18 protein-coding genes are annotated in these 21,289 nt (G+C 73.9%); 8 read left to right on the top strand and 10 right to left on the bottom strand.

All coding sequences use genetic code 11. The features are described from left to right. Nucleotides 1-234: 234 nt before the first annotated feature. Both ACI2LW_RS06760 and ACI2LW_RS06755 read right to left on the bottom strand, forming a co-directional pair. Nucleotides 235-1,641, bottom strand: coding sequence for an SMI1/KNR4 family protein (locus ACI2LW_RS06760; RefSeq protein ID WP_404730068.1), 1,407 nt, complete (start codon nucleotides 1,639-1,641; stop codon nucleotides 235-237). Nucleotides 1,642-1,717: 76 nt separating this feature from the next. After that, nucleotides 1,718-2,635, bottom strand: coding sequence for an aminoglycoside phosphotransferase family protein (locus ACI2LW_RS06755; RefSeq protein ID WP_404730067.1), 918 nt, complete (start codon nucleotides 2,633-2,635; stop codon nucleotides 1,718-1,720). A gap of 126 nt (nucleotides 2,636-2,761) precedes the next feature. On the opposite strand from ACI2LW_RS06755, the gene ACI2LW_RS06750 reads away from it, so the two are divergent. Next, on the top strand, nucleotides 2,762-3,775 hold the full coding sequence (locus tag ACI2LW_RS06750; protein WP_404730066.1) for a hypothetical protein: 1,014 nt from the start codon (nucleotides 2,762-2,764) through the stop codon (nucleotides 3,773-3,775). A gap of 107 nt (nucleotides 3,776-3,882) precedes the next feature. Here the strand turns inward: ACI2LW_RS06750 and ACI2LW_RS06745 are convergent, their stop codons facing one another. Beyond that, on the bottom strand, nucleotides 3,883-4,890 hold the full coding sequence (locus ACI2LW_RS06745) for an NADP-dependent oxidoreductase (RefSeq protein ID WP_404730065.1): 1,008 nt from the start codon (nucleotides 4,888-4,890) through the stop codon (nucleotides 3,883-3,885). An 838-nt stretch (nucleotides 4,891-5,728) separates the two neighbouring features. Here ACI2LW_RS06745 and ACI2LW_RS06740 point away from each other — a divergent pair. Together ACI2LW_RS06740 and pntB are read left to right on the top strand one after the other, a co-directional pair. Beyond that, nucleotides 5,729-7,285, top strand: coding sequence for a Re/Si-specific NAD(P)(+) transhydrogenase subunit alpha (locus ACI2LW_RS06740; RefSeq protein ID WP_404730064.1), 1,557 nt, complete (start codon nucleotides 5,729-5,731; stop codon nucleotides 7,283-7,285). A gap of 6 nt (nucleotides 7,286-7,291) precedes the next feature. Further along, entirely contained in the window at nucleotides 7,292-8,758 is a 1,467-nt protein-coding gene (gene pntB, locus ACI2LW_RS06735; RefSeq protein WP_404730063.1) for a Re/Si-specific NAD(P)(+) transhydrogenase subunit beta, read from the top strand. Between the two features lie 163 nt (nucleotides 8,759-8,921). Here pntB and ACI2LW_RS06730 read toward each other — a convergent pair whose 3' ends face one another. Together ACI2LW_RS06730 and ACI2LW_RS06725 are read right to left on the bottom strand one after the other, a co-directional pair. Continuing rightward, nucleotides 8,922-11,723, bottom strand: a complete 2,802-nt coding sequence (locus ACI2LW_RS06730; RefSeq protein WP_404730062.1) for a SpoIIE family protein phosphatase — start codon at nucleotides 11,721-11,723, stop codon at nucleotides 8,922-8,924. Beyond that, the gene (locus ACI2LW_RS06725) at nucleotides 11,720-12,910 is read right to left on the bottom strand and encodes a cation diffusion facilitator family transporter (protein WP_404730195.1); all 1,191 of its coding nucleotides are present in this window, start codon (nucleotides 12,908-12,910) and stop codon (nucleotides 11,720-11,722) included. The genes ACI2LW_RS06730 and ACI2LW_RS06725 overlap by 4 nt, the downstream gene beginning before the upstream one ends. 138 nt (nucleotides 12,911-13,048) lie before the next feature. Here ACI2LW_RS06725 and ACI2LW_RS06720 point away from each other — a divergent pair, with 138 nt between their 5' ends. Further along, on the top strand, nucleotides 13,049-13,405 hold the full coding sequence (locus ACI2LW_RS06720) for a metalloregulator ArsR/SmtB family transcription factor (RefSeq protein ID WP_404730061.1): 357 nt from the start codon (nucleotides 13,049-13,051) through the stop codon (nucleotides 13,403-13,405). A gap of 77 nt (nucleotides 13,406-13,482) precedes the next feature. Here the strand turns inward: ACI2LW_RS06720 and ACI2LW_RS06715 are convergent, their stop codons facing one another. The 4 genes from ACI2LW_RS06715 to ACI2LW_RS06700 all read right to left on the bottom strand — a co-directional run bounded on the left by ACI2LW_RS06715 (nucleotide 13,483) and on the right by ACI2LW_RS06700 (nucleotide 16,762). Beyond that, on the bottom strand, nucleotides 13,483-14,229 hold the full coding sequence (locus ACI2LW_RS06715; protein WP_404730060.1) for an SDR family oxidoreductase: 747 nt from the start codon (nucleotides 14,227-14,229) through the stop codon (nucleotides 13,483-13,485). Between the two features lie 252 nt (nucleotides 14,230-14,481). Then, a complete protein-coding gene (locus tag ACI2LW_RS06710) occupies nucleotides 14,482-15,378 on the bottom strand; it encodes an RNA polymerase sigma-70 factor (RefSeq protein WP_404730059.1) in 897 nt (298 codons plus the stop codon). A gap of 61 nt (nucleotides 15,379-15,439) precedes the next feature. Continuing rightward, on the bottom strand, nucleotides 15,440-16,177 hold the full coding sequence (locus tag ACI2LW_RS06705) for an RNA polymerase subunit sigma (RefSeq protein ID WP_404730058.1): 738 nt from the start codon (nucleotides 16,175-16,177) through the stop codon (nucleotides 15,440-15,442). 111 nt (nucleotides 16,178-16,288) lie between these two features. Next, nucleotides 16,289-16,762, bottom strand: coding sequence for a carboxymuconolactone decarboxylase family protein (locus ACI2LW_RS06700; RefSeq protein WP_404730057.1), 474 nt, complete (start codon nucleotides 16,760-16,762; stop codon nucleotides 16,289-16,291). Nucleotides 16,763-17,075: 313 nt separating this feature from the next. Between ACI2LW_RS06700 and ACI2LW_RS06695 the strand changes: the two genes are divergently transcribed. Continuing rightward, a complete protein-coding gene (locus ACI2LW_RS06695; RefSeq protein ID WP_404730056.1) occupies nucleotides 17,076-17,774 on the top strand; it encodes an SDR family oxidoreductase in 699 nt (232 codons plus the stop codon). 84 nt (nucleotides 17,775-17,858) lie between these two features. Here ACI2LW_RS06695 and ACI2LW_RS06690 read toward each other — a convergent pair whose 3' ends face one another. Then, nucleotides 17,859-18,317, bottom strand: coding sequence for an SRPBCC family protein (locus ACI2LW_RS06690; protein WP_404730055.1), 459 nt, complete (start codon nucleotides 18,315-18,317; stop codon nucleotides 17,859-17,861). Nucleotides 18,318-18,609: 292 nt separating this feature from the next. On the opposite strand from ACI2LW_RS06690, the gene ACI2LW_RS06685 reads away from it, so the two are divergent. From ACI2LW_RS06685 to ACI2LW_RS06675, 3 genes are all read left to right on the top strand, one after another. Then, a complete protein-coding gene (locus ACI2LW_RS06685) occupies nucleotides 18,610-19,017 on the top strand; it encodes a YciI family protein (RefSeq protein ID WP_404730054.1) in 408 nt (135 codons plus the stop codon). A gap of 8 nt (nucleotides 19,018-19,025) precedes the next feature. Continuing rightward, nucleotides 19,026-20,216 (top strand): RNA polymerase sigma factor, encoded by a 1,191-nt coding sequence (locus ACI2LW_RS06680; protein ID WP_404730194.1) that lies wholly within the window; start codon nucleotides 19,026-19,028, stop codon nucleotides 20,214-20,216. Between the two features lie 520 nt (nucleotides 20,217-20,736). Next, nucleotides 20,737-21,081, top strand: coding sequence for a MerR family transcriptional regulator (locus tag ACI2LW_RS06675; RefSeq protein ID WP_404730053.1), 345 nt, complete (start codon nucleotides 20,737-20,739; stop codon nucleotides 21,079-21,081). Nucleotides 21,082-21,289: the final 208 nt, after the last annotated feature.

The raw sequence follows: 21,289 nt of genomic DNA, 5'->3' as shown, positions 1-21,289 counted from the left end.
ATGACCGCCGGGACGGCATGCCAAGCGTAGCGCCGATTCGGGCTGATGGCCGCTGTCTTTGGTGAGTTTTTGCCGTTGCCGGGTGGCGGCCGCAGGGCGCTGTCCGAGGTGAACCGGCGTTGATTGCTTTCGTGATGCCTCTGATGCCTCCGGAGCGACGCTGCCGCAGCGGCCGCTGCGGCAGGACGGTGGGTGACGGTGGGAGTTCGGCCGGACCGCCCCGGGTCCGAGTGGCTATGCCACCGGGCCGAGGTCTCCTTCGAGGACGGTCCGGACGATCAGGGGCCGGTTCCACAGGGCCAGGATCTCGTTCGCGAGGTCCACGACGGGCAGCGGGTCCTGGTCGCCGTGCACCACGATGGCGGCGGCCGACAGGCTGCGCGGGACGGCCCCGGCGTCGAGCAGGGCGCGCCACTCCCGGGGGCCGAGCTCCAGGAACTCCAGCCCGGTGAGCTTGCCGATCTCCAGCGGGTCGGCGAGCGTGCCGGGGTAGGCGGTGAGGGTGCGCAGGCGGGGCAGCCCGGTGACGGGGGCGAGGCTGAACGGCGCGCCGTCCCACACGCCGATGGACAGCACCTCCAGACCGGGGTGCGCGGCGGCCTCGACGGTCTTCAGGCTCGCGATGTTGACCCGGGCCACGACGGGTGGCCGCTCCTCTTCCGCGCGGCCGGACCGTGCGCGGGGCCGGATGCCCAGCACCAGGTCGGTGAGGGAGTCGGCGATGAGCTCGGCGCCGGTGCTCTCCTCGTGGGAGAGCATGACGACCTGTCCCAGGTGCCCGCGGGGGCCGGGCGTCAGATCGACGGCCAGCCGGTCCCCGCCGCCGTTGTCGCCGAAGGCGATCCACCCGGGTGAGCCGACGAGCCCCTGCACCGCGGCGTCGGGCGGGGTGACGACCGCCTCCATCGCCGCGAACTCCCAGCGGCAGTGGCGGGAGCCGGCGTCGGCGACGTACAGGCCGTCGAGGTTGAAGAGCTCGCAGCCGACCGCCGTGCTCTCGCGGGCCGCCGCCTCGTAGTCGTCGCCCAGGTCCTCCCACCGCGCCCGGGTCACCCGGTAGAGGGCCTTCAGTTCCTCGGGCAGCGGGACGCCGAGGCGCGCCTCGGCCGCGGCGATCTCCTCCTCGGTCGCCCCGATCGCATGCGGCAGCCGCTCGCGCAGCGTCCGTTCGAGCAGGGCCGGGTCCGCCGAGGGAGCGGGCACCGCCCCGGGCGCGGGATCGGGCAGCCGGCGCCAGGGCTCGGGAAGGGAGCCGTCGACCAGGAGGAGGGCCCCCGGGTGCGGGGTGCCGATGCCGGGTTCCACGGCGGGGCTGGGCCCGAGCAGGCGGAGCGCGGTCCTCCCGGTCGGCTGTATCTCCGCCGTGAAGGAGACGTCGTCGACCCCCGCGTCCGCGAGCGCGCTCTGCACCCGCCGCACGGCGTCGAACTCCTCCCGCGCGTCCTCCGCCCGGGCGGCCCGGCCCGGCGCCGGCATACGCCGCCTCAGGTCCAGGCTCCAGCTGTGCCGGCCGATCCGTCCCGACACCTGGACGGGCCGCCCGGCGGGCCCGTGCGGGCGGCCGGCCAGCAGGAGCCGCAGCACGGGCTCCCAGGTCGCGAAGTCGTTCATCGATGCCGCGGAGGGCTCTTGATCAACCATGCGCAGACCGTACGCGCCGCCACTGACATCCGGGGCCGCCGGGGCCCGGCCGGCCCGGCCGGGCAAGCGGGCAGGATCACGGCCGGGACGGTGAGGAGTGCCGGCCCCGCAGAACGCGGTCGAGTGCTGCCCGGCCCGCGGGTCCCCACGCCGGCTTACCGCCGGGCAGGCCCCGGTCCCCGTTCCGGCCCATCAGCATGAGGAACAGGCTTTTCAGAGCGGCCAGCCCGCGGGCGCGCCGGATCGTCCCGACGTCCGCGCGCGCGTACACGTCGAAGAACCGTGAGGCGGTGCCCGCGGGAAGGATCACCCATGCGGCCGCGAGGTCCCACGCCGGGTCGCCGGCGAACAGGTCGCCGAAGTCGATCACCCCCGAGAGCGTCCCGTCCGAGACGACGACGTTCGCCGGATGCAGGTCGCCGTGCACCCAGAGCGGCGGACCCTCCCACTCGGGCGCCGCGACGGCGTCGTCCCAGACGGCCCGGACGTCCTCGGCGAGGTCGTCGGGGACGACGGCGTGGAAGAGGTGGTCGAAGCCGTCCGTGCACTCCCTGGGGTGGCCGCCGCGGTCCTTGCCGGCCGGCGCGTCGGCGGGGGCCTCTTCGTGGAGTGCCCTGAGGAACCCCGCCAGGGTGTCGGCCGCGTGGTCGCCGCGGCTGATCGAGGTGCGGTCCAGCGGCTCGCCCGGCACCCACGTCATGACGGTCCAGGGCTTGGGGAAGCGCGCCGACGGTTCACCGGTCCGTACCGGGGTCGGGACCGGAAGCGGCAGTCGCGGAGCCAGCACGGGCAGCCACCGGCACTCCTTGCGCTGGAGGTCCGGGGCGCGTTCCGTGCGCGGCATGCGCACGACCAACTCGTCCCCGAGACGCCACTGCTGGTTGTCCCACCCGCCCGCCACCTCGCGGACGGCCGGCCCCGCGAGGTCCGGATGCTGCTCGCGAAGCAGTTCGTGGACCAGGTCCGCGGTGATCTCGGTCTCGGAGTCGGTCATGCGAAGCCACGGTACCGGGCGGGCGCGGCGGAGCGGCTCTCGCCTGCTCCGCCGCCCCATGATCATCTCGCTGCGGCCTCGCGTGTTCGATTTTATGTTCGATAAGGTGAGGGAGGAGGTGACCTGATGGCGAACGAGGAGGTGCGACGGGTGTCCGGGGAGTCGACGGTGATGCATGTGCGCTGCCCCGACCGGGTGCCCGAGGAGCTCTACCGGCAGGTGCTGGAGCAGCTGGCGGAGCTGTCCCCGGTGGTTCAGGCGCTGCCGCCCACGGCCGCGCTGGTGGAGCTGAAGGGCGCCCTGCGCTACCACGGCGCGGACCCCGGCCGGCTGGGGGAGGTGCTGCGGGTGCGCACCCTGTCCCGTCTCGGTGTCGACGTCCGCGTCGGAATCGGCCCCTCGGCCACGGTGGCGGCCACCGCTTCCGCCCAGGTGCCCCGGCCCGGCGGTGTCCTGACCGTGGCACCGGAGCAGGTTCCCGGCTGGCTCGCCACCCTGCCGGTGCAGGCCCTGCACGGGATCGGCCCGCGCCAGGCCGAGACCCTGCGCGACTACGGCATCCACACCGTGGGCCTGCTCGCCGCCGTCCCGGCCGCGACCGTGCAGCGCCTGCTCGGCGGCAGGGCCGGCCGGCTGGCCGCGGACCGGGCCCGCGGCGTCGACCCGCGCCCGGTCGTCGCCCGCGCCCTGCCCGAGGCCGCCCTCGTGCGCCACGCCTTCACCCAGCACACCCTGGACGGCGCCACGGTGCGCGCCGCGCTGCTCGACCTCGTCGTGCGACTGGGTCTGCTGCTGCGCCGGCGTGGCCAGGCCGCCCGCGCGCTCACCCTCGTGCTGAAGTTCGCCGGCGGAGCCTCCTGGGACCGGACGCGCCGCCTCGCCGAACCGTCCGCGCACGAGGAGGACCTGCGCGCGGTGGCGTACCAGCTGATGGACGCCGCCGGCCTGCAGCGCGGCCGCCTCACGGGCATCGTCCTCAAGGGCGAGGACCTCGTCGACGCCGGCCGGGTCGCCCGGCAGATCACCCTCGACCAGGCCCGCGAGGCGCGCCTGACGGCGGAGGCGGCCATGGACCGCATCCGCGCCAAGTACGGCCCCGACGTCATCGGCCCCGCCGCCGTCTTCCGCCACGCCTCCTGACCCTGCCCCGGTGACCGCGCGCGACCGCGCTCCCAGGGGCCCCGGCCCGGCCGGTCGGGGCACGGTCCCGCCCGGCCGGGCGACCCCCGGCCTGCTTTCCGGTCGGCTCAGGCCAGTTCGAGGACGAGCTTGCCGATGTTCTCCCCGCGGAAGAGCATCTGCAGGGTCTCGGGGAAGTCGTCCACGCTGCCGCGGACCACGTGCTCCTTGACCTTGATGCGGCCAGCGCCGATCCAGGCGGAGATCTCCCGCGCGGCCTGCGGGTAGCGCTTGGCGTAGTCGAAGACGACGAATCCCTCCATACGGGCGCGGCGCACCAGCAGCGACAGGTAGTTGGAGGGGCCCTTGACCGGCGTGGCGTTGTTGTACTGGCTGATGGCGCCGCAGATCACGACGCGCGCGTGCATCGCCAGCCGCGTCAGGGCGGCGTCGAGGACATCGCCGCCCACGTTGTCGAAGTAGACGTCGATGCCGTCGGGCGCGTGCCGGCGCAGCGCCTTGCGGACGTCCTCGGCGCGGTAGTCGATCGCGGCGTCGAAGCCCAGTTCCCCGGTGAGCAGCGCGCACTTCTGCGGCCCCCCGGCGATGCCCACGACCCGGCAGCCCTTGGCCTTGGCGATCTGCCCCACGAGGGAGCCCACCGCTCCGGCCGCCCCCGACACCACGACGGTCTCGCCGTCCTTGAGCGCCCCGACGTCCAGCAGCCCGAAGTAGGCGGTCATGCCGGGCATGCCCAGCGCGCCGAGGTAGGTCGAGGGCGGGGCGAGAGAGGTGTCGATCTTCATGGCGCCCCTGCCGTCGGAGACCACGTGCTCCTGGACGCCGAAGGTGCCGACGACGTGGTCGCCCGGCTGGAAGCCGGGGTGGCGGGAGGCGGTGACCTCGACGACCGAGCCGGCGCGCATCACCTCGCCGATGGCCACGGGCGGCAGGTAGGAGGGGCGGTCGTCCAGCCAGCCCCGCATCGCCGGGTCCAGGGAGATGACACGGGTGCGGCCCGCGAAACAGCCGGGGCCGGGCTCCTCGACGGGGCCGGAGAAGTGCTCCCAGTCCTCGGGCCGCACTTCGCCGACCGGGCGAGCGGCCAGACGGATCTGGCGGTTGGTCGCGGACATCGCGCCTCCTGTCGTTGACGGGCTCGCCGCAGCGTACCGACCAGTAGGTATGAGGGGAAGTGACGAGGGCCACAGCCGGCGCGCCGTCCGTCCCGGAAACGCCGGCGACCGCCGGCGCCGCACCGGCCCCCACGGCTCTTCGATCCGCCGCGACTGCCGCGACGTACTGCGGCGACCGGTGCCACGGGCCTGCGGCGAGTGCCGCGACGGGCCTGCGGTGAGTGCCGCGACCGGCGCGCTGGCGGCGAGTGCCGCGACGCGCCTGCGGCGACCGGCGCGACGGGCCTGGCGGCGAGTGCCGCGACGCGCCTGCGGCGACCGGCGCCACGGGCCTGCGGCGACCGGCGCCACGGGCCTGCGGCGACCGGCGCCACGGGCCTGCGGCGACCGGCGCGACGTACTGCGGTGACCCGCGACGGGCCCGCCGCGGCGCCGCACGGACCGCCGGCTTCGTCGCCGCACCGATCGCCCGTTTCGTCTCCGGCGCGAGCGGGCGCCGCCCTCGGAGCAGTGCGGCGAGGACCGCTGACGTGCGTTCAGGAACCGTCCTCCGGATGCCGGGTTGCTTCCCCGTTCCCACGCGCTCTGCCCCGCTCTCCGCGCCCGTGGACCGCGCGCCGGGGAGCCGGGCGCAGGGGCGGCCGACGGGGCCAGCCGGTCCGGTCCCGCGCTGTCCGATACCTGTCGGCCGACAGCGCAAGGTGAAGTACTTCACCGTCGGTTCACGTTGGCCCGCACCCCTCGGAAGGGTAGGTTCCAGCGATCACGGGAAGGACGTCGTCCCTTCCCCGAGCGCAGATTTCCCTTTCGCGCCCTCCTCTCACGAGAGATACAGGACATGTCTGCTGAAGAACTCTCACATCATCCTCCCCGGCGCATCGGCGTAGTGGCCGAGTCCGTCTCGGGGGAGACGCGGGTGGCGGCGACCCCGGCGACGGTGCGACAACTGCTCGGCCTCGGCTACGAGGTCGTCGTGGAGTCCGGGGCCGGCGAGGCCTCCGGCTTCGACGACCAGGCGTACGCCGATGCCGGCGCGGGGATCGGCGACGCCTGGGACACGGATGTCGTCCTGAAGGTGAACGCCCCCTCCGACGGGGAGATCCGCCGGTTGCGCCGCGGGGCGACCCTGGTCGCCCTGCTGACGCCGGCGCAGAAGCCCGAACTGCTCCAGGCGCTCGCCGGCGCCGGGGTGACCGCGCTGGCGCTGGACGCGGTGCCGCGCATCTCCCGGGCGCAGTCGATGGACGTGCTCTCCTCGATGGCGAACATCGCCGGCTACCGCGCGGTCATCGAGGCCGCGCACGTCTTCGGACGGTTCTTCACCGGCCAGGTCACCGCGGCGGGCAAGGTGCCGCCGGCGAAGGTGCTGGTGGCCGGCGCGGGTGTGGCCGGTCTGGCGGCGATCGGCGCGGCTTCCAGCCTCGGCGCGATCGTGCGCGCCACCGACCCGCGGCCGGAGGTCGCGGACCAGGTGAAGTCGCTGGGCGGCGAGTACCTGCCCGTGGAGGTCGAACAGGAGGCGAGCACCGACGGCTACGCCAAGGCGACCTCCGCCGACTACGACCGCGCCGCGGCCGAGCTCTACCGCGAGCAGGCCGGGGACGTGGACATCGTGATCACCACCGCGCTGATCCCGGGCCGGCCGGCGCCGCGGCTGCTGACAGCCGAGGACGTGGCCGTCATGAAGCCGGGCAGCGTCGTCGTCGACATGGCCGCCGCGATGGGCGGCAACGTCGAGGGCACCGTGGCGGGCCGGACGGTGGTGACCGACAACGGCGTCACCATCATCGGCTACACCGACCTGGCCTCCCGGCTCCCGGCGCAGGCGTCGCAGCTGTTCGGCACCAACCTGGTCAACCTGCTGAAGCTGCTCACCCCCGGCAAGGACGGGCAGCTGACGATCGACTTCGACGACGTCGTGCAGCGGGCGGTGACCGTGGTGCGCGACGGCGGCGTCACCTGGCCGCCGCCGCCCGTCGCGGTCTCGGCCGCGCCCGCGGCGCAGCCCGCGGCCGCGCCCGCGGAGCCCGAGCCGAAGCGGCCGAGGCTCACCCCCGCGTGGCGCTTCGGCCTGATCGGGCTCGGGATGCTGGCGATGTTCCTGCTGGTGGCCTTCGCCCCCGCGCAACTCGCGGGCAACTTCACCGTCTTCGCGCTGGCGGTGGTGATCGGCTACTACGTCATCGGCAAGGTGCACCACGCGCTGCACACCCCGCTGATGTCGGTGACCAACGCCATCTCCGGGATCGTCGTCATCGGCGCCCTGCTGCAGATCGGGCACGAGAGCTGGATCGTCACCACGCTGTCGTTCGTGGCGGTCCTGCTGACGAGCGTGAACATCTTCGGAGGTTTCGCCGTCACCCGCCGCATGCTGTCCATGTTCTCGAAAGGCTGAGCCGAGATGACCTCACTGACGGCTTCACACGCCGCCGACCTGGTGGCCGCCCTGTTGTTCATCCTCAGCCTGGCCGGCCTGTCGCAGCACCGCACCTCCCGCGCCGGCGTCGTCTACGGCATCGCCGGCATGGCCCTCGCCCTGGTCGCCACCGTCGTGGTGGCGGCGCAGAGCATCACCGCCGGAGCAGTCGCGCTGATCGTGCTGGCGATGGCGCTCGGCGCGGCGGCGGGCCTGTGGCGGGCGCGCCGCGTCGAGATGACGCAGATGCCCGAACTGATCGCCGTCCTGCACAGCTTCGTCGGCCTGGCCGCGGTGCTGGTGGGCTGGAACAGCTATCTGGAGGTGGAGTCCCACGGCGCGGCACAGACCCGGATCGGCGCCGATCTGCTGGGCATCCACCACGCCGAGGTGTTCATCGGGATCTTCATCGGCGCGGTGACGTTCACCGGCTCGATCGTCGCGTTCCTGAAGCTCTCGGCGCGCATCAAGTCCCGTCCCCTGACGCTGCCGGGCAAGAACGCCCTGAACGTCGGCGCGCTGGTGGCGTTCGCCGGGCTGACCGTCTGGTTCACGATCAGCCCGGGTCTGCCCCTGATGATCGCGGTGACCGTGCTGGCGCTGGCGCTCGGCTGGCACCTGGTCGCCTCGATCGGCGGCGGTGACATGCCGGTCGTCGTCTCCATGCTGAACAGCTACTCGGGCTGGGCGGCGGCCGCGGCCGGCTTCCTGCTCGACAACAACCTGCTCATCGTCACCGGGGCACTGGTGGGCTCCTCCGGCGCCTACCTGTCGTACATCATGTGCAAGGCGATGAACCGGTCCTTCCTGTCCGTCATCGCGGGCGGCTTCGGCATCGAGGCGCCCTCCGGCGGCGAGGAGGAACACGGCGAGCACCGCGAGGTGCGGGCCGCGGAGGCGGCCGAGATGCTGGCCCAGGCCCGCTCGGTGATCATCACGCCCGGCTACGGCATGGCCGTCGCCCAGGCCCAGCACCCGGTCGCGGAGCTGACGCGGCAGCTGCGCGAGCGGGGCGTCGAGGTGCGCTTCGGCGTCCACCCCGTCGCCGGACGCCTGCCCGGGCACATGAACGTGCTGCTGGCCGAGGCGAAGGTGCCCTACGACATCGTCCTGGAGATGGACGAGATCAACGACGACTTCGCCGACACCTCGGTCGTGCTGGTCATCGGCGCGAACGACACCGTCAACCCCGCCGCGACCGAGGACCCGGGCAGTCCGATCGCGGGCATGCCGGTGCTGCGGGTCTGGGAGGCCGAGCAGGTGATCGTGTTCAAGCGCTCCATGGCCTCCGGGTACGCGGGCGTGCAGAACCCCCTGTTCTTCCGCGAGAACAGCAGCATGCTCTTCGGCGACGCGAAGCAGAGCGTGGAGGAGATCCTGCACGCACTGGGCACCGGCAGCCGGCACGACGCGCCCCCGCCGGCCCGCCAGACCACGGGGGCCGGCCGCTGACAGGCCGCCTCCCGCTCGGCACGCCCCGGGACCGTCCCACGATCCCGGGGCACCCGGCCCCGGGGCACCGGCCCCGGGGCACCGGCCGGGGCACCGGCCCCGGGGCGGCCTCCTACCCGGACGGCCGGCCGCTTCTCCGGCGGGCCGAGAGCCGGGGAGGGGGTCATACCTCCAGGTCGTCGAACCGGTCGAGGAGGAAGTCGACCGGGATGCGGCTCACCGGGGTGCTCGCGCCGTCGTGGAGGAGCTGTTCCGTCCAGATGACCTTGCCGCGGCCGGTGTAGCGCGTGCCCCAGCGCTGGGCGAACTGGGCCACCAGGAACAGGCCCCGGCCGCCCTCGTCCGTGGTCGCCGCCCGCCGCAGCCGGGGGGAGGTGCCGCTGCCGTCCGACACCTCGCAGATCAGGCAGCGTCCGTGCACCAGCCGCACACCGACCGGGGGCGAGCCGTAGCGGATGGCGTTCGTGACCAGCTCGCTGAGGATCAGCTCCGTGGCGAAACCGGCCTCCGCCAGTCCCCACTCCCGCAACGTCTCCCGGCACCGCGCCCGCACCGAGGGGACCACCGCAGGGTCCGGCGGCACGTCCCACTCGGCCACGCGCGAGGCCGGGAACTTCCGGGTGCGCGCCGTCAGCAGCGCGATGTCGTCGACTGAGTGCGACGGCTTCAGCTCGTCGATCACGGCCTGGCAGGTCTCCTCCGGGGTGCGGCTCCCGCAGCCGTCCAGGGCCCGGCGCAGGCTCTCCAGCCCCACGTCGATGTCGTGCGCGCGGTCCTCCACCAGGCCGTCGGTGTACAGGACCAGCTGTGAGCCCTCCGGCAGGACGATCTCGGCGGCCTCGAAGGGGTGGCCGCCCAGACCGAGCGGCGGCGAGGCCGGCACGCCCGCGCAGACGACGGTGCCGTCCGGCCGCACCACCACCGGTTCCGGGTGTCCCGCGCGGGCCATGGTGCACGCTCCCGCCACCGGGTCGTAGACGGCGTAGAGGACCGTTGCCCCCGTCACCCCTTCCCCCTCCTGGCCCTCGGCGTCGTCGTCCGGGCCTTCCTCGTCGTCCATGCGGACGACGAGGTCGTCGAGGTTCCCGAGCACCTCGTCCACCGGCAGGTCCAGGGTGGAGAAGTTGTGCACCGCGGTACGCAGCCGGCCCATCGTCGCCGCCGCGTGCAGCCCGTGACCGACGACATCGCCCATGACCAGGGCCACCCGGGCGCCCGACAGCGGGATGACGTCGAACCAGTCCCCGCCCACCCCCGCCGCGGCGGGCAGGTACCGCCAGGCCACCTCCAGCGCGTCCTGCTCCGGCTGCGCCCGCGGCAGCAGACTGCGCTGCAGTGTGACCGCCATCGCGTGCTCCCGGGCGAACCGGCGGGCGTTGTCCAGGGCCACGGCCGCCCGCGTGGCCAGTTCCTGCGCGAAGGCGAGATCCTCCGGTTCGAACGCCGGTGAGCGCACCGTCCGGTAGAAGTTCACCACGCCCAGCGGCACGTTCCGCGCCCGCAGGGGCACCGTCACCAGCGAACGCAGCCCGGCCTCCAGGGCCCTTCGGGCGCGCTCCGGGTCCTGCTCGCGCCACCCGTGCGCCTGCCGCAGATCCGCCTCCAGCATGACGGTCCGCTCCTGCAGCGTCCGCATCTGCGGCGCCCGGCTCGAGAACGTGATCACCTCGCCCAGCCGGTACACCGGGAAGGCCCGCTGGTCACCGCCGATGGCCGCGCGCCGCAGATGCCGCCAGCCCTCCGCCGTCGGCTCCCACCCCCGCAGCACCGCGTCGAGCAGGTCCACGGTCACCAGATCGGCGAACTGCGACGCCGCGACGTCGGCCAGTTCCTGCGCCGTGCGTTCCACGTCCAGCGTCGTGCCGATGCCCACCCCGGCCGCGTACAGCAGGCTCAGCCGCTCCCGGGCGACCTCGGCCCGGCCCGAGACCGTCGCGAGCTCGGTGGTGTCGCGCAGGGTCACCACGCTGCCTCCCTCGCCGGTGCGCGGATACGTGGGCCGCTTGTTCACCGCCAGCAGCCGGTCCCCCGCGCGGTGCACCTCGTCGGTGACCGCCTCCGGCGACGTCAGCACACGAGTGATCGACTCCGGCAGCCCCAGCTCCCGCACCGGCCGCCCCAGCGCGTCGTCCGGCAGACCGAGCAGCCGCCTCGTCTCCGCGTTGGCCAGCAGCAGCCGCCCGTCGGCGCTGGTGATGAGCACGCCCTCGCGGACCGCGTGCAGGACCGCGTCATGGTGTGCGTACAGCTGCGCCAGCTCCGCCGGGGCCATGCCGTGCGTCTGCCGGCGCAGCCGCCGGGCCACGAAGGACGTGCCCGTGACGGCCAGTGCCAGCGCGGCCGCGCCGCTGCCCAGGATGATCGGCAGCTGCGGCAGCCACAGCGCCGCCACGTTGTGCACCGTGATCCCGGCGGAGACCAGCCCGACCACCTTGCCGCGCGCGTCGTACACGGGGACCACCGCCTGCACGGCCGTGCCGTTGCCCGTGGGCAGGGGCGGGCCGCCGGCCTGCTCGACGACGGTGCGGCCGTGCAGGGCCGGAGCGATGGTGCCGACGAACTTCTTCCCGATCTCCTGCGGGTAGGGATACGTGTACCGGATCCCCTGCGTGCTCATGACGACCACGAAGTCCACGCCCGAACGTCTGCGCGCGTCCTCGGTCCGCGGCTGGAGGACCGCCGTCGGGTCGGGGCCCTGCAGCGCCTGGGCCGTGCCGGGGGCACTCGCGAAGGACTGGGCCGCGACGACCGACTCACGGCGGCCTCGCTGCAGCGCGTCACGCGCCGTCTGGAGCACCATGGCCGCCACCGCCGCGACGACCAGCAGGACCACGATGACGACCTGGAGGAGGAACACCTGACCGGCCGCGCTGCGCACGTCCAGCAGGGAAGCCCGGGACGGCCGCGGGCCTCCGGTGGGCGGACGGCGTTCCGGGACCCGAAGGCGCCCGGAAAATACCTTCATACACCCTTGATAGCACCGCCGCGGGCGAGGCGATGGCCCGGGGTCATGTCCCCCCGGCCGGCGTGGTGGGCGAGCGGCGCGTGGGGGTCGGCGCCGCCGGAAGGGATGTGCGGGTCGATGTGCACGGTGGCGGCGGTCAGCCGCGGCACGGCGTGGATGAGGGCGTGCTCGGCCTCTACGGCGATGGCGTGGGCGCGGGCGACGCTGAGCCGGGGGTCGACGACGATGTCGGTCTCGGCGCGCAGGGCGTGGCCGATCCAGCGCATCCGCACGGAGCCGACGTGCTCGACGCCCTCGACCGCGCGCAGGGCCTGCTCCGCGGCCTCGACCAGGTCCGGGCTGACGGAGTCCATCAGGCGCCGGCAGACCTCCCGGGCGGCGTCCTTGAGCACCACGAGGATCGCCGCGGTGATCAGCAGGCCGACGGCCGGGTCGGCCCAGCGCAGGCCGAGGGCGGCACCGCCGGCGCCGAGGAGGACGGCCAGGGAGGTGAGACCGTCGGTCCGGGCGTGCAGTCCGTCGGCGACCAGCGCGGCGGAGCCGATCTCGCGGCCGGTGGCGATACGGTGCCGGGCCACCCACTCGTTGCCGGCGAACCCGGTCAGCGCGGCGAGGGCGACGGCCCACAGATGCGTGACGTCGCGCGGGTGGACCAGGCGGTCCACGGCCTCGTAGGCGGCCAGCGCGGCGGAGGCGGCGACGGTCAGCACGATGGCGACGCCGGCCAGGTCCTCGGCGCGGCCGTAACCGTAGGTGTAGCGGCGGTCGGCCGCCCGCCGGCCCAGCACGAAGGCGATGCCGAGGGGTACGGCGGTCAGCGCGTCGGCCGCGTTGTGGACGGTGTCGCCGAGCAGGGCGACCGAACCGGACACCGCCACGATCACCGCCTGCACGACGGTGGTGGCCCCGAGGACGCCCAGCGACAGCCACAGCGCGCGCAAGCCCTTGCGGGAGGTCTCCATCGCGGCGTCGACCTTGTCCACCGCCCCGTGACCGTGCGGGGCGACCAGGTGCGCGAGGCGATGCGCGAGGCGATGCGCCGGCCGGTGCCGTGTCCGTGCCCGGCGCCCGTCCGCGGGGGAGTGGTCGTCGCCGGGTGCGCCGCCGTGACCGCGGCCTTGGTGACCATGGCCGCCGGTGTGGCCCGGCGGCCGGCGGCCCGGCTCGTGCGTGTGCGGCTCATGGATGTGCCGCTCGTGGGTGTGCGGCTTGTGCGTGTGCGGCTCGTGGGGGTGTGTCTGCTCGCTCACGGTGCGCCTTTCGCGGACGGCGGGCGACCGGTCCGGCAGTGGACGCCGGGACCGCTGCACACCCATTATGTGCGTATGGACGCACGCATGCACCTATCAGCTGCGCCCGCCTCGCAACAGCCGGACGAGGGCGAACGCGTCGCGGTGGCGGCGGAGGTGCTCGCCCTGCTCGCGGACCGGACCCGCCTGGCGCTGCTGCGACGGCTCGGCGAGGGCGAGGCCGACGTCACCACGCTGACGGCGGCGACCGGGGCGACGCGGACCTCGGTCAGCCGGCACCTGGCCCGGCTGCGGCTGGCCGGCCTGGTCACCACCCGCAAGGAGGGACGACGGGTCGTCTACCGCCTGCGCCACGGCCATCTGCGCCGACTGGTCGACGAGGCGCTGAACGTCGCGGACCACCGCATCCGACATCTGCCGCCCCACGACTGACCGCATCGGCCGCCCGGCCGCCCACACGGCACCGCGGTCCCCGGACGGGGAACGCGGCACGCGGCGGCCTTGCGGGGTCAGCTCTGCCGGGCGAGCCAGTCGGTGAAACGGATCCCGCCGATGTGCGCGTCCGGGCCGGGCAGCAGGGTGTCCTCCTGGAGTTCGGCGCCGAAGTAGCGGGCGCGCGGGTCCGCGACGACCGTACGGGGGTCGTCCAGGCCGGACAGGCCCTCGCGGATCAGCTCGTCGAGCCGGAAGGTGTCGGGGCCGGCGACCTCCACCACACCGTCGACGGGCGCGCCCACGGCGGTACGGCCCACGGCGGCGGCCACCTCGTCGGAGTGGACGGGCCGGATCCGCACCGGCGCCACCCGCACGGTGTCGCCGTCGGTCGCCTCGGCGGCGATGCCCTGCCAGAACTCGAAGAACTGGGTGGCGTGGACGATCGAGTACGGGATGCCCGAGTCCTCGATCAGCTCCTCCTGCGCCTGCTTGGCGCGGAAGTAGCCGCTCTGCTGCAGTCGCTCGGTGCCGGCCACGGACAGCGCCACATGGTGCGTGACCCCGGCCTCCGCCTCCGCCTTGAGGAGGTTGGCGGTGGAGGTGCGGAAGAAGTCCATGACCGCGTCGTCCGCGAAGGACGGCGAGTTCGACACGTCGACCACGACCGACGCGCCCCGCAGGACCTCGGGCAGACCCTCACCCGTCAGTGTGTTGACGCCGGTGCCGGGAGCGGCGGGCACCGCCTCGTGACCGTGCTCGGCGAGCTCGCCGACCAGCTTGGAGCCGATGAGGCCGGTACCGCCGATCACTACGACCTTCATGATGGGGATCCTTTCCGGGGTTTCCTGTGCGTGGCGCTGTGGGGGCCGGTCACTCGGCGAGTTTCGATCGCCGGGCGCAGGCCGGCCCCGCCGGTGCCGAGGACCAGCACCATGGTGGAAAGACGTCGTTCGCTGACAGCCACGATTGCTCCGATCCTCGGTGTCACCCGGTACGACCGGACCGTCGCGCCGTTTGTGACACGGCCGGGGCCGGGCGGGCTCCGAGGCGGGGCGCTCGGCCGGCCGGGGCGTTCAGCCGGCCAGGGCGTTCACGTAGGGCCTCAGCTTCGCCGGGTTCATCACCCACATGATCCGGTCGATGCCGTCGGGGGAGACGTCGACGGCCAGCAGCGCCATGGCCTCGCCGGTACCGGAGCGGATGAGGACGGCGGGCCGGCCGTTGGCCTCCACCCAGCGGACGTCCGTCCCCGGCCAGAACCGCGGCGCGAACGCGACCAGGTACTTGGAGACGTGCGGCCGTCCGACGACCGGGATCCTCGACGCTCCGCGCATGCCGCCGCCGTCGGCGTAGCTGACGACGTCCGCGGAGAGCAGGTCCTCCAGCTTCGCCAGATCGCCGGTCTGCGCGGCCTTGACGAACACCTCCAGCAGGCGCCGGTGATCGGTGGGGCTGACGCGCTCCCTGCGTTCGGCGGCCAGGTGCTTGCGCGCCCGGCTCACCAGCTGGCGGGCGTTGGCCTCACTCGTCTCCAGAATGCCGGCCACCTGCCGGTACGGGTAGTCGAAGGCCTCCCGGAGCACATATGCGGCCCGCTCCACGGGGTTGAGCTTCTCCAGCAGGAGCAGCACCGCGAGTTCCAGCGCCTCCGCCCGCTCCGCGCCCACCTGCGGGTCGTGACTGGTGTCGACGGGCTCGGGCAGCCACGGCCCGACGTACGACTCCCGCCGCACCCGCGCGGACTGCGCCTGGTTGATGGCCAGGCGGGTGGTGACCGTGGCGAGGAAGGCGGCCGGCTCCACCACCTGGGCGCGGTCCGCCTTCTGCCAGCGCAGCCAGGTGTCCTGCACGATGTCCTCGGCCTCGACCGCGCTGCCGAGCACCCGGTACGCGATGCCGAAGAGCTTCGGCCGCGCCGCCATGAAGTCGCTCGCCGCCCGGTCGAGGGAGTCGGAGTCACCGGCGTGCATGGTGGTCCCTTCGGGGGTCCGAGTTCTCCATGCTAGTGCGGTGGCGTGCGCGCCACCGTCCTCACCGTGCGCCGGCCGATGGAGGCGGGTTCCACAGGCGGAGCTTGTCGGGGTTGAGCACCACCCAGATGCGGACGACGTGGGGGCCGGCCACGTCGAGGCCGATCACCGCCACCACCCGCCGCTCGTGGCGTACGACGATCGCGGTGCGGCCGTTGACCGGGTGGGTGTGCAGGCTGGTCAGCGGGCCGCGGGCGAGCAGGGCCAGCAGGCTGCGGGCGACCTGCCGGCCGCCGTGGACGGGTCCGGTCAGGGCGCGCACCTTGCCGCCGCCGTCGAAGACCGCCGTCACGTCGGACGCCAGCAAGGAGGCGAGCAGCGCCGCGTCCTGTGTCGCGCAGGCCTGCCGGACGGCCGCGACCACGGTGTCGTGCTGCCACGCCGGGACCGGGGAGGACCGCGGGCCCCGCGGGCCGCGGCGTGCCGGTGCGGCGGGTCCGGCGCCGGACCCCGCCCGGTCCGGGGGAGGGGCGGCGGCGCGGGTCTGAGGCCGTTCGGGCACGCCGTACCGGGCCGGCCGGTCCCGGCAGATGCCGCCCGCGACCTGCGCGAGCCAGGCGCGCGGCGCCGTGATCCCGGCCCGTGCCGGGGCGGGCAGGGCGTACCAGCGCCGGTAGGTCTCCTCGACGACGCTCTCGGCATCCGGGCCCTCGCCCAGCGTCCGGCGGGCCACCTCCAGCAGATGCCGTCGCTCGGCCAGCAGTTCCTCGATCGGCAGGACGTCCTTCGCGGTGTCCATACGGCGTCCTCCCTCGCACGGGGTCCCGGGACTGCGCAGGGGCCCGTCCCCGGCCGGGCTTCCGGCGTGGGGACGGACCGTGGATGTGCCGCCGGTGCCGGGGTGCCCGGCTCAGCCGAACTGGCCCGGCCGGTAGTCGCCGGCGGGCTGCCGGTTGATGATGTTGACGCGGTTGTAGGCGTTGATCAGCGCGATCAGGGAGATGAGCGCGGCGAGCTGCTCCTCGTCGTAGTGCCTGGCGGCGGCGGCCCACGCCTCGTCGCTCACGCCGCCCGCGGCGTCGGCGACACGGGTGCCCTGCTCGGCCAGTTCGAGGGCGGCGCGCTCGGCCTCGGTGAACACCGTGGCCTCCCGCCAGGCGGCGACCAGGTGGAGCCGCTGCGCGGTCTCGCCGGCGGCCGCCGCGTCCTTGGTGTGCATGTCGGTGCAGAAGCCGCAGCCGTTGATCTGGCTGGCGCGGATCTTCACCAGCTCCTGGGTGGCGGCCGGCAGAGCCGAGTCCGACAGCACCTTGTTGGCCGAGTTGAAGTGCCTCATCACCTTGGCCGCGAGGGGGCTGCCGAAGTAGTCGATGCGCGAATCCATGGTTCCTTGCTCCTGGTCGCTGTTGCGTATGACGTACTACTGACAGCACAGCCCGCCCGGCTGTGACACGCACCGGGCCGGGGGTTCTGGCGGAGTGCCACTGCCCGCCCCCTGGTGCCGAGAGGCGATCCCCACGGTGCCGGTGCCGAAAAGCGGTCCCCGCGGTGCCGCAAGGACATCCCCGCGGTGCCGAAAGGCGATCAGCAACGCTCCAGAGGACACTGGCACCACGGGCCGAGACCGGATGTCCGGGCGCATCCAGGTGGACCGCACCTCCGACCAGCCGCGGGCATCCGCCACAGGAGGGTCGACCATGGACATCGACGGTTCGGCAGCTCTGGTCACAGGAGCCAACCGCGGCATCGGACTGGCCTTCGCCCAGGCACTGCTCGCTCACGGGGCCGGCAAGGTGTACGCCGGTGTCCGGGACCCGGAGAGCCTGCGTGAGCCCGGGCTGACCCCGCTGCGGCTGGACGTCACCGACGAGGACCAGGTCGCCACGGCCGCACGTACCGCCGACGACGTCAGCATCGTCGTCAACAACGCCGGCGTCGCCGGGGGCCCCTCCCTCCTCGAGGGGTCCTTCGACGGCGCGCGGCGCGAGATGGAGGTCAACTACTTCGGCACCTGGGCTGTCTCGCGCGCCTTCGCGCCGGTGCTGGCCGCCAACGGGGGCGGAGCGCTCGTCAACATGCTGTCCGTGGCGTCCTGGGTGGCCAACCGGCGCCTGCCGGGCTACGCGGCGTCGAAGTCCGCCCAGTGGTCGCTGACCAACGCCTTCCGGATGGCGCTGCGGGAGCAGGGCACGCTGGTGGTCGGCGTGCACGCCGGCTATGTGGACACCGACCTGGCGACGGGCATCGACGCGCCGAAGATCCTCGCCTCCGACGTGGCGGAGAAGACGATGAACGCCCTGCGCGGCGACGAACCCGAGGTCCTGGTCGACGAAGGCACCCAGCGGGTACGCGCGGGGCTGTCGGGGGACCTCGAGACGCTGTACGCGGGCCGCTGAGCGGCGGCCCCGCCGCGCGGCGCGGTCGGCCGGCCGGTCCGCCGGCTGGTCCGGCCCCGCGCAGGGCAAGTGAGCGGGCCGACGTCAGGGCCGGGCGATCGCCGCTTCCGCCGCTGCCTTGATCCGGCCGCCGAAGGCGTCGGCGTCCTTGCGGGCGGCGGCGAGCGCCAGGCCGACGAGGAGCTTGCCGAGACCGTGCCCGTCCAGGACGTTGAAGATACGGACGCGTGTCCCGCCGTCGGCCAGTGGCTCCAGGTCGTAGCCGCCTTCGCGCACCGTGACACTGTTCTTCGAGACCTCGGCCCACCGGATCCTCGCCGGGGCTTCCAGTTCGGTGATGCGGAACTCCCTGGCGGTCTTCATGCCCGCGTCCTTGACCGTGCTGCGGAAGACCGTACCGACGGCGGTCGGGGTGTCCGGTGTCCGCTCGATCCTGAGCACGCGGGGGCTGAACTGCGGATCGTTGCGCCCGTCGGCCAGGTAGTCGAACACCGCCGCGACCGGGCGGTCGATCTCGGTCGTCGCCTCGAACCGGCCCGACATGGGCACTCCTCCATCGCACGAGCCGCAGCCTGCCCGCCACCCCACGGCAGACGTCCGCCGGTCCGCTGGACGGCGCGGACTGTCCCGCGCACGGGAAGGGGCACGCCGCCCTCCTGTCGTGGGCGGCACCGCGACCCTACGGGATCACCGGAAGTACCGCGAGGCGAGCGGCGCACGGAGAGGAAGACCCGCGGAAAAGGATGCGGCGGCGATGTCGAGAACCCGCGTCGGGCTCCGTCCCTGGGGTGAACGCGGCCACAATGGGCCGCACGAGCACCGAGGAGAGTCCACGATGGCCAAGTACCTGCTGCTGAAGCACTACCGCGGTGCCCCGGCTCCGGTCAACGACGTGCCGATGGACCGGTGGAGCCCGGAGGAGATCTCGGCCCACATGCAGTACATGCACGACTTCGCGGCCCGGCTGGAGAAGACCGGCGAGTTCGTCGACGGCCAGGCGCTCGCCCCCGAGGGGGAGTGGGTCCGCTACGACGGCGAGGGGCGCCCGCCGGTCACCGACGGGCCGTTCGCCGAGACGAAGGACCTCATCGCGGGCTGGATGATCATCGACGTCGACAGCCACGAGCGCGCCGTCGAGCTGGCCGGGGAGCTGTCGGCCGCCCCCGGGGCGGGCGGCCGGCCGATCCACGAGTGGCTGGAGGTCCGCCCGTTCCTGACCGCGCCCCCCACCGTCACGGATTGACCTCCCCCGTGGACGAGGCCGAACTCCGCACCCTCATACCGGGCGTGCTCACCGTCCTCGTCCGCCGCGGAGCCGACTTCGCGGCGGCCGAGGACGCCGTGCAGGAGGCACTGGTCGAGGCGCTGCGGGTCCCGGCGGCCGGCCCCGCCCAGGACCCCGGGGCCGGCGGGGGAGACCCCGTCCGGGACGCCAAGGGCTGGCTGGTCACCGTGGCCTGGCGCAAGTTCCTCGACGCCACGCGCGCCGACGCCGCCCGCCGCCGGCGTGAGGACCGCGTCGAAGGGGAGCCGGCGCCCGGTCCGGTGCCCGCCGCGGACGACACCCTCCAGCTGTACTTCCTGTGCGCCCACCCGTCGCTGACCCCGGCCTCGGCGGTCGCGCTCACCCTGCGCGCCGTCGGCGGGCTGACCACCCGCCAGATCGCCCGGGCCTACCTGGTGCCCGAGGCGACCATGGCCCAGCGCATCAGCCGGGCCAAGCGCACCGTCTCCGGCGTGCGCTTCGACCGGCCCGGCGACGTCGCCACCGTGCTGCGGGTGCTGTACCTCGTCTTCAATGAGGGCTACTCCGGCGACGTCGACCTCGCCGCCGAGGCCATCCGGCTCACCCGGCAACTGCCGGCCGTCATCGACCACCCCGAGGTGGCCGGGCTGCTCGCCCTCATGCTGCTCCACCACGCCCGGCGTGCCGCCCGTACCGCGCCCGACGGCAGCCTGGTGCCGCTCGCCGAGCAGGACCGGTCCCTCTGGGACACCGCGTCGATCGCCGGGGGCGTCGCCGTCCTCCAGGCGGCCCTCGCCCGTGACCGGCTGGGCGAGTTCCAGGCCCAGGCGGCCATCGCCGCGCTCCACGCCGACGCGCCCACCGCCGCCGAGACCGACTGGGTGCAGATCGTCGAGTGGTACGACGAGCTCGTACGCCTGACCGACAGCCCGGTCGTCCGGCTCAACCGCGCGGTGGCCGTCGGGGAGGCCGACGGACCGCGCGCCGGCCTGGCGGAGCTCGCGGCGCTGGACCCCTCGCTGCCCCGCCACACCGCGGCGGCGGCGTACCTCCACCAGCGCGATGGCGACCTGGCCACGGCGGCGCGGCTGTACGCCGAGGCGGCCCACCGGGCGCCCAACCTCGCCGAGCGCGACCACCTGACACGCCAGGCCGCCCGGCTGAACGCCCGCCCGGGCACCCGCCGGAGCCGGTGAACCGGCAGACCTCCGTACGCCCAGACGTAGAACTACGTACGCCCAGACGTAGAACTACGTACGCCCGGTCGTAGAACTCCGTTCGCCCATTCGGGAGAAAATCTGTCGCCGCCACAGTAGACATTGGCGCGTGGAGGCATATCATTCTGGTGTACCGAGGAAGTCGACAAGGGCGCGGCACGGACGGACCGCCGCGCACGCAGATCAAGCAGGACGCGGCCCCGAAGGGTCGTGCGCAGTACCCGCGTAATCCGTCAGTGAAGCCGAGAAACCAAAGGTAAGGAGCGAAACGCCATCAGGATCGCCCGGGCGAGGAGCAGTCCGCCCGGGTACCGCACGGCCAGGATTGGAAGGTGGTTCCCGGTCACGCACAGACGATCCCCGCAGTCCGGCCCTCCCAGGCGGAACCTGCGGAACAGAAGGCCGGCCGAGCAGGCCGGCGGATGGTGTTGAAAGCTCGGGGCCCGGGTGCCGCACGGCACCCGGGCCCCCCGACGCGTGCCCCCGAAAGAAGAGGTCGATGCCCCCTTCCCCTACCCGCCCCGTCGCCCCTCTCGACGACGACGACTACCCCGCCTACACGATGGGCCGGGCCGCCGAGATGCTGGGCACCACCCCCGCCTTCCTCCGTGCCCTCGGGGAACACCGCCTGATCACTCCGCTGCGCTCCGAAGGCGGCCACCGCCGTTACTCCCGCTACCAGCTGCGCATCGCAGCCCGCGCCCGGGCGCTCGTGGACCAGGGGACTCCCATCGAGGCCGCCTGCCGCATCGTCATCCTCGAGGACCAGCTCGAGGAAGCCCAGCGCATCAACGAGGAACTGCGTGCCCGGGGCGGCGAGCCGGAGCCGGGGACGACGACCTGACCGGATCGCCGGACGACAGCCGGACACCGGCCGTCCGCGCCGTACCCCGCGCGCGGGCACCGCGGCACGTGTCTCCGGGCGAGCCTGTGGGCACTCGGCATCCACGGGTGGCGAATCCCGTGCCGTGCGTCGCCGAGGGAGGCGCCCATGCAGATGCCGTTCCCGCATCCGCTCTTCGTCCGTCACGGGCCGGGGGCGGCCGGGCCGT

Origin of the sequence: Streptomyces sp. NPDC004065 (assembly GCF_044903565.1) — a bacterium.
GTDB lineage: Bacteria > Actinomycetota > Actinomycetes > Streptomycetales > Streptomycetaceae > Streptomyces.
Note: the sequence above shows the minus strand (reverse complement) of the source record. Positions and strands in the feature narration are given on the sequence as shown.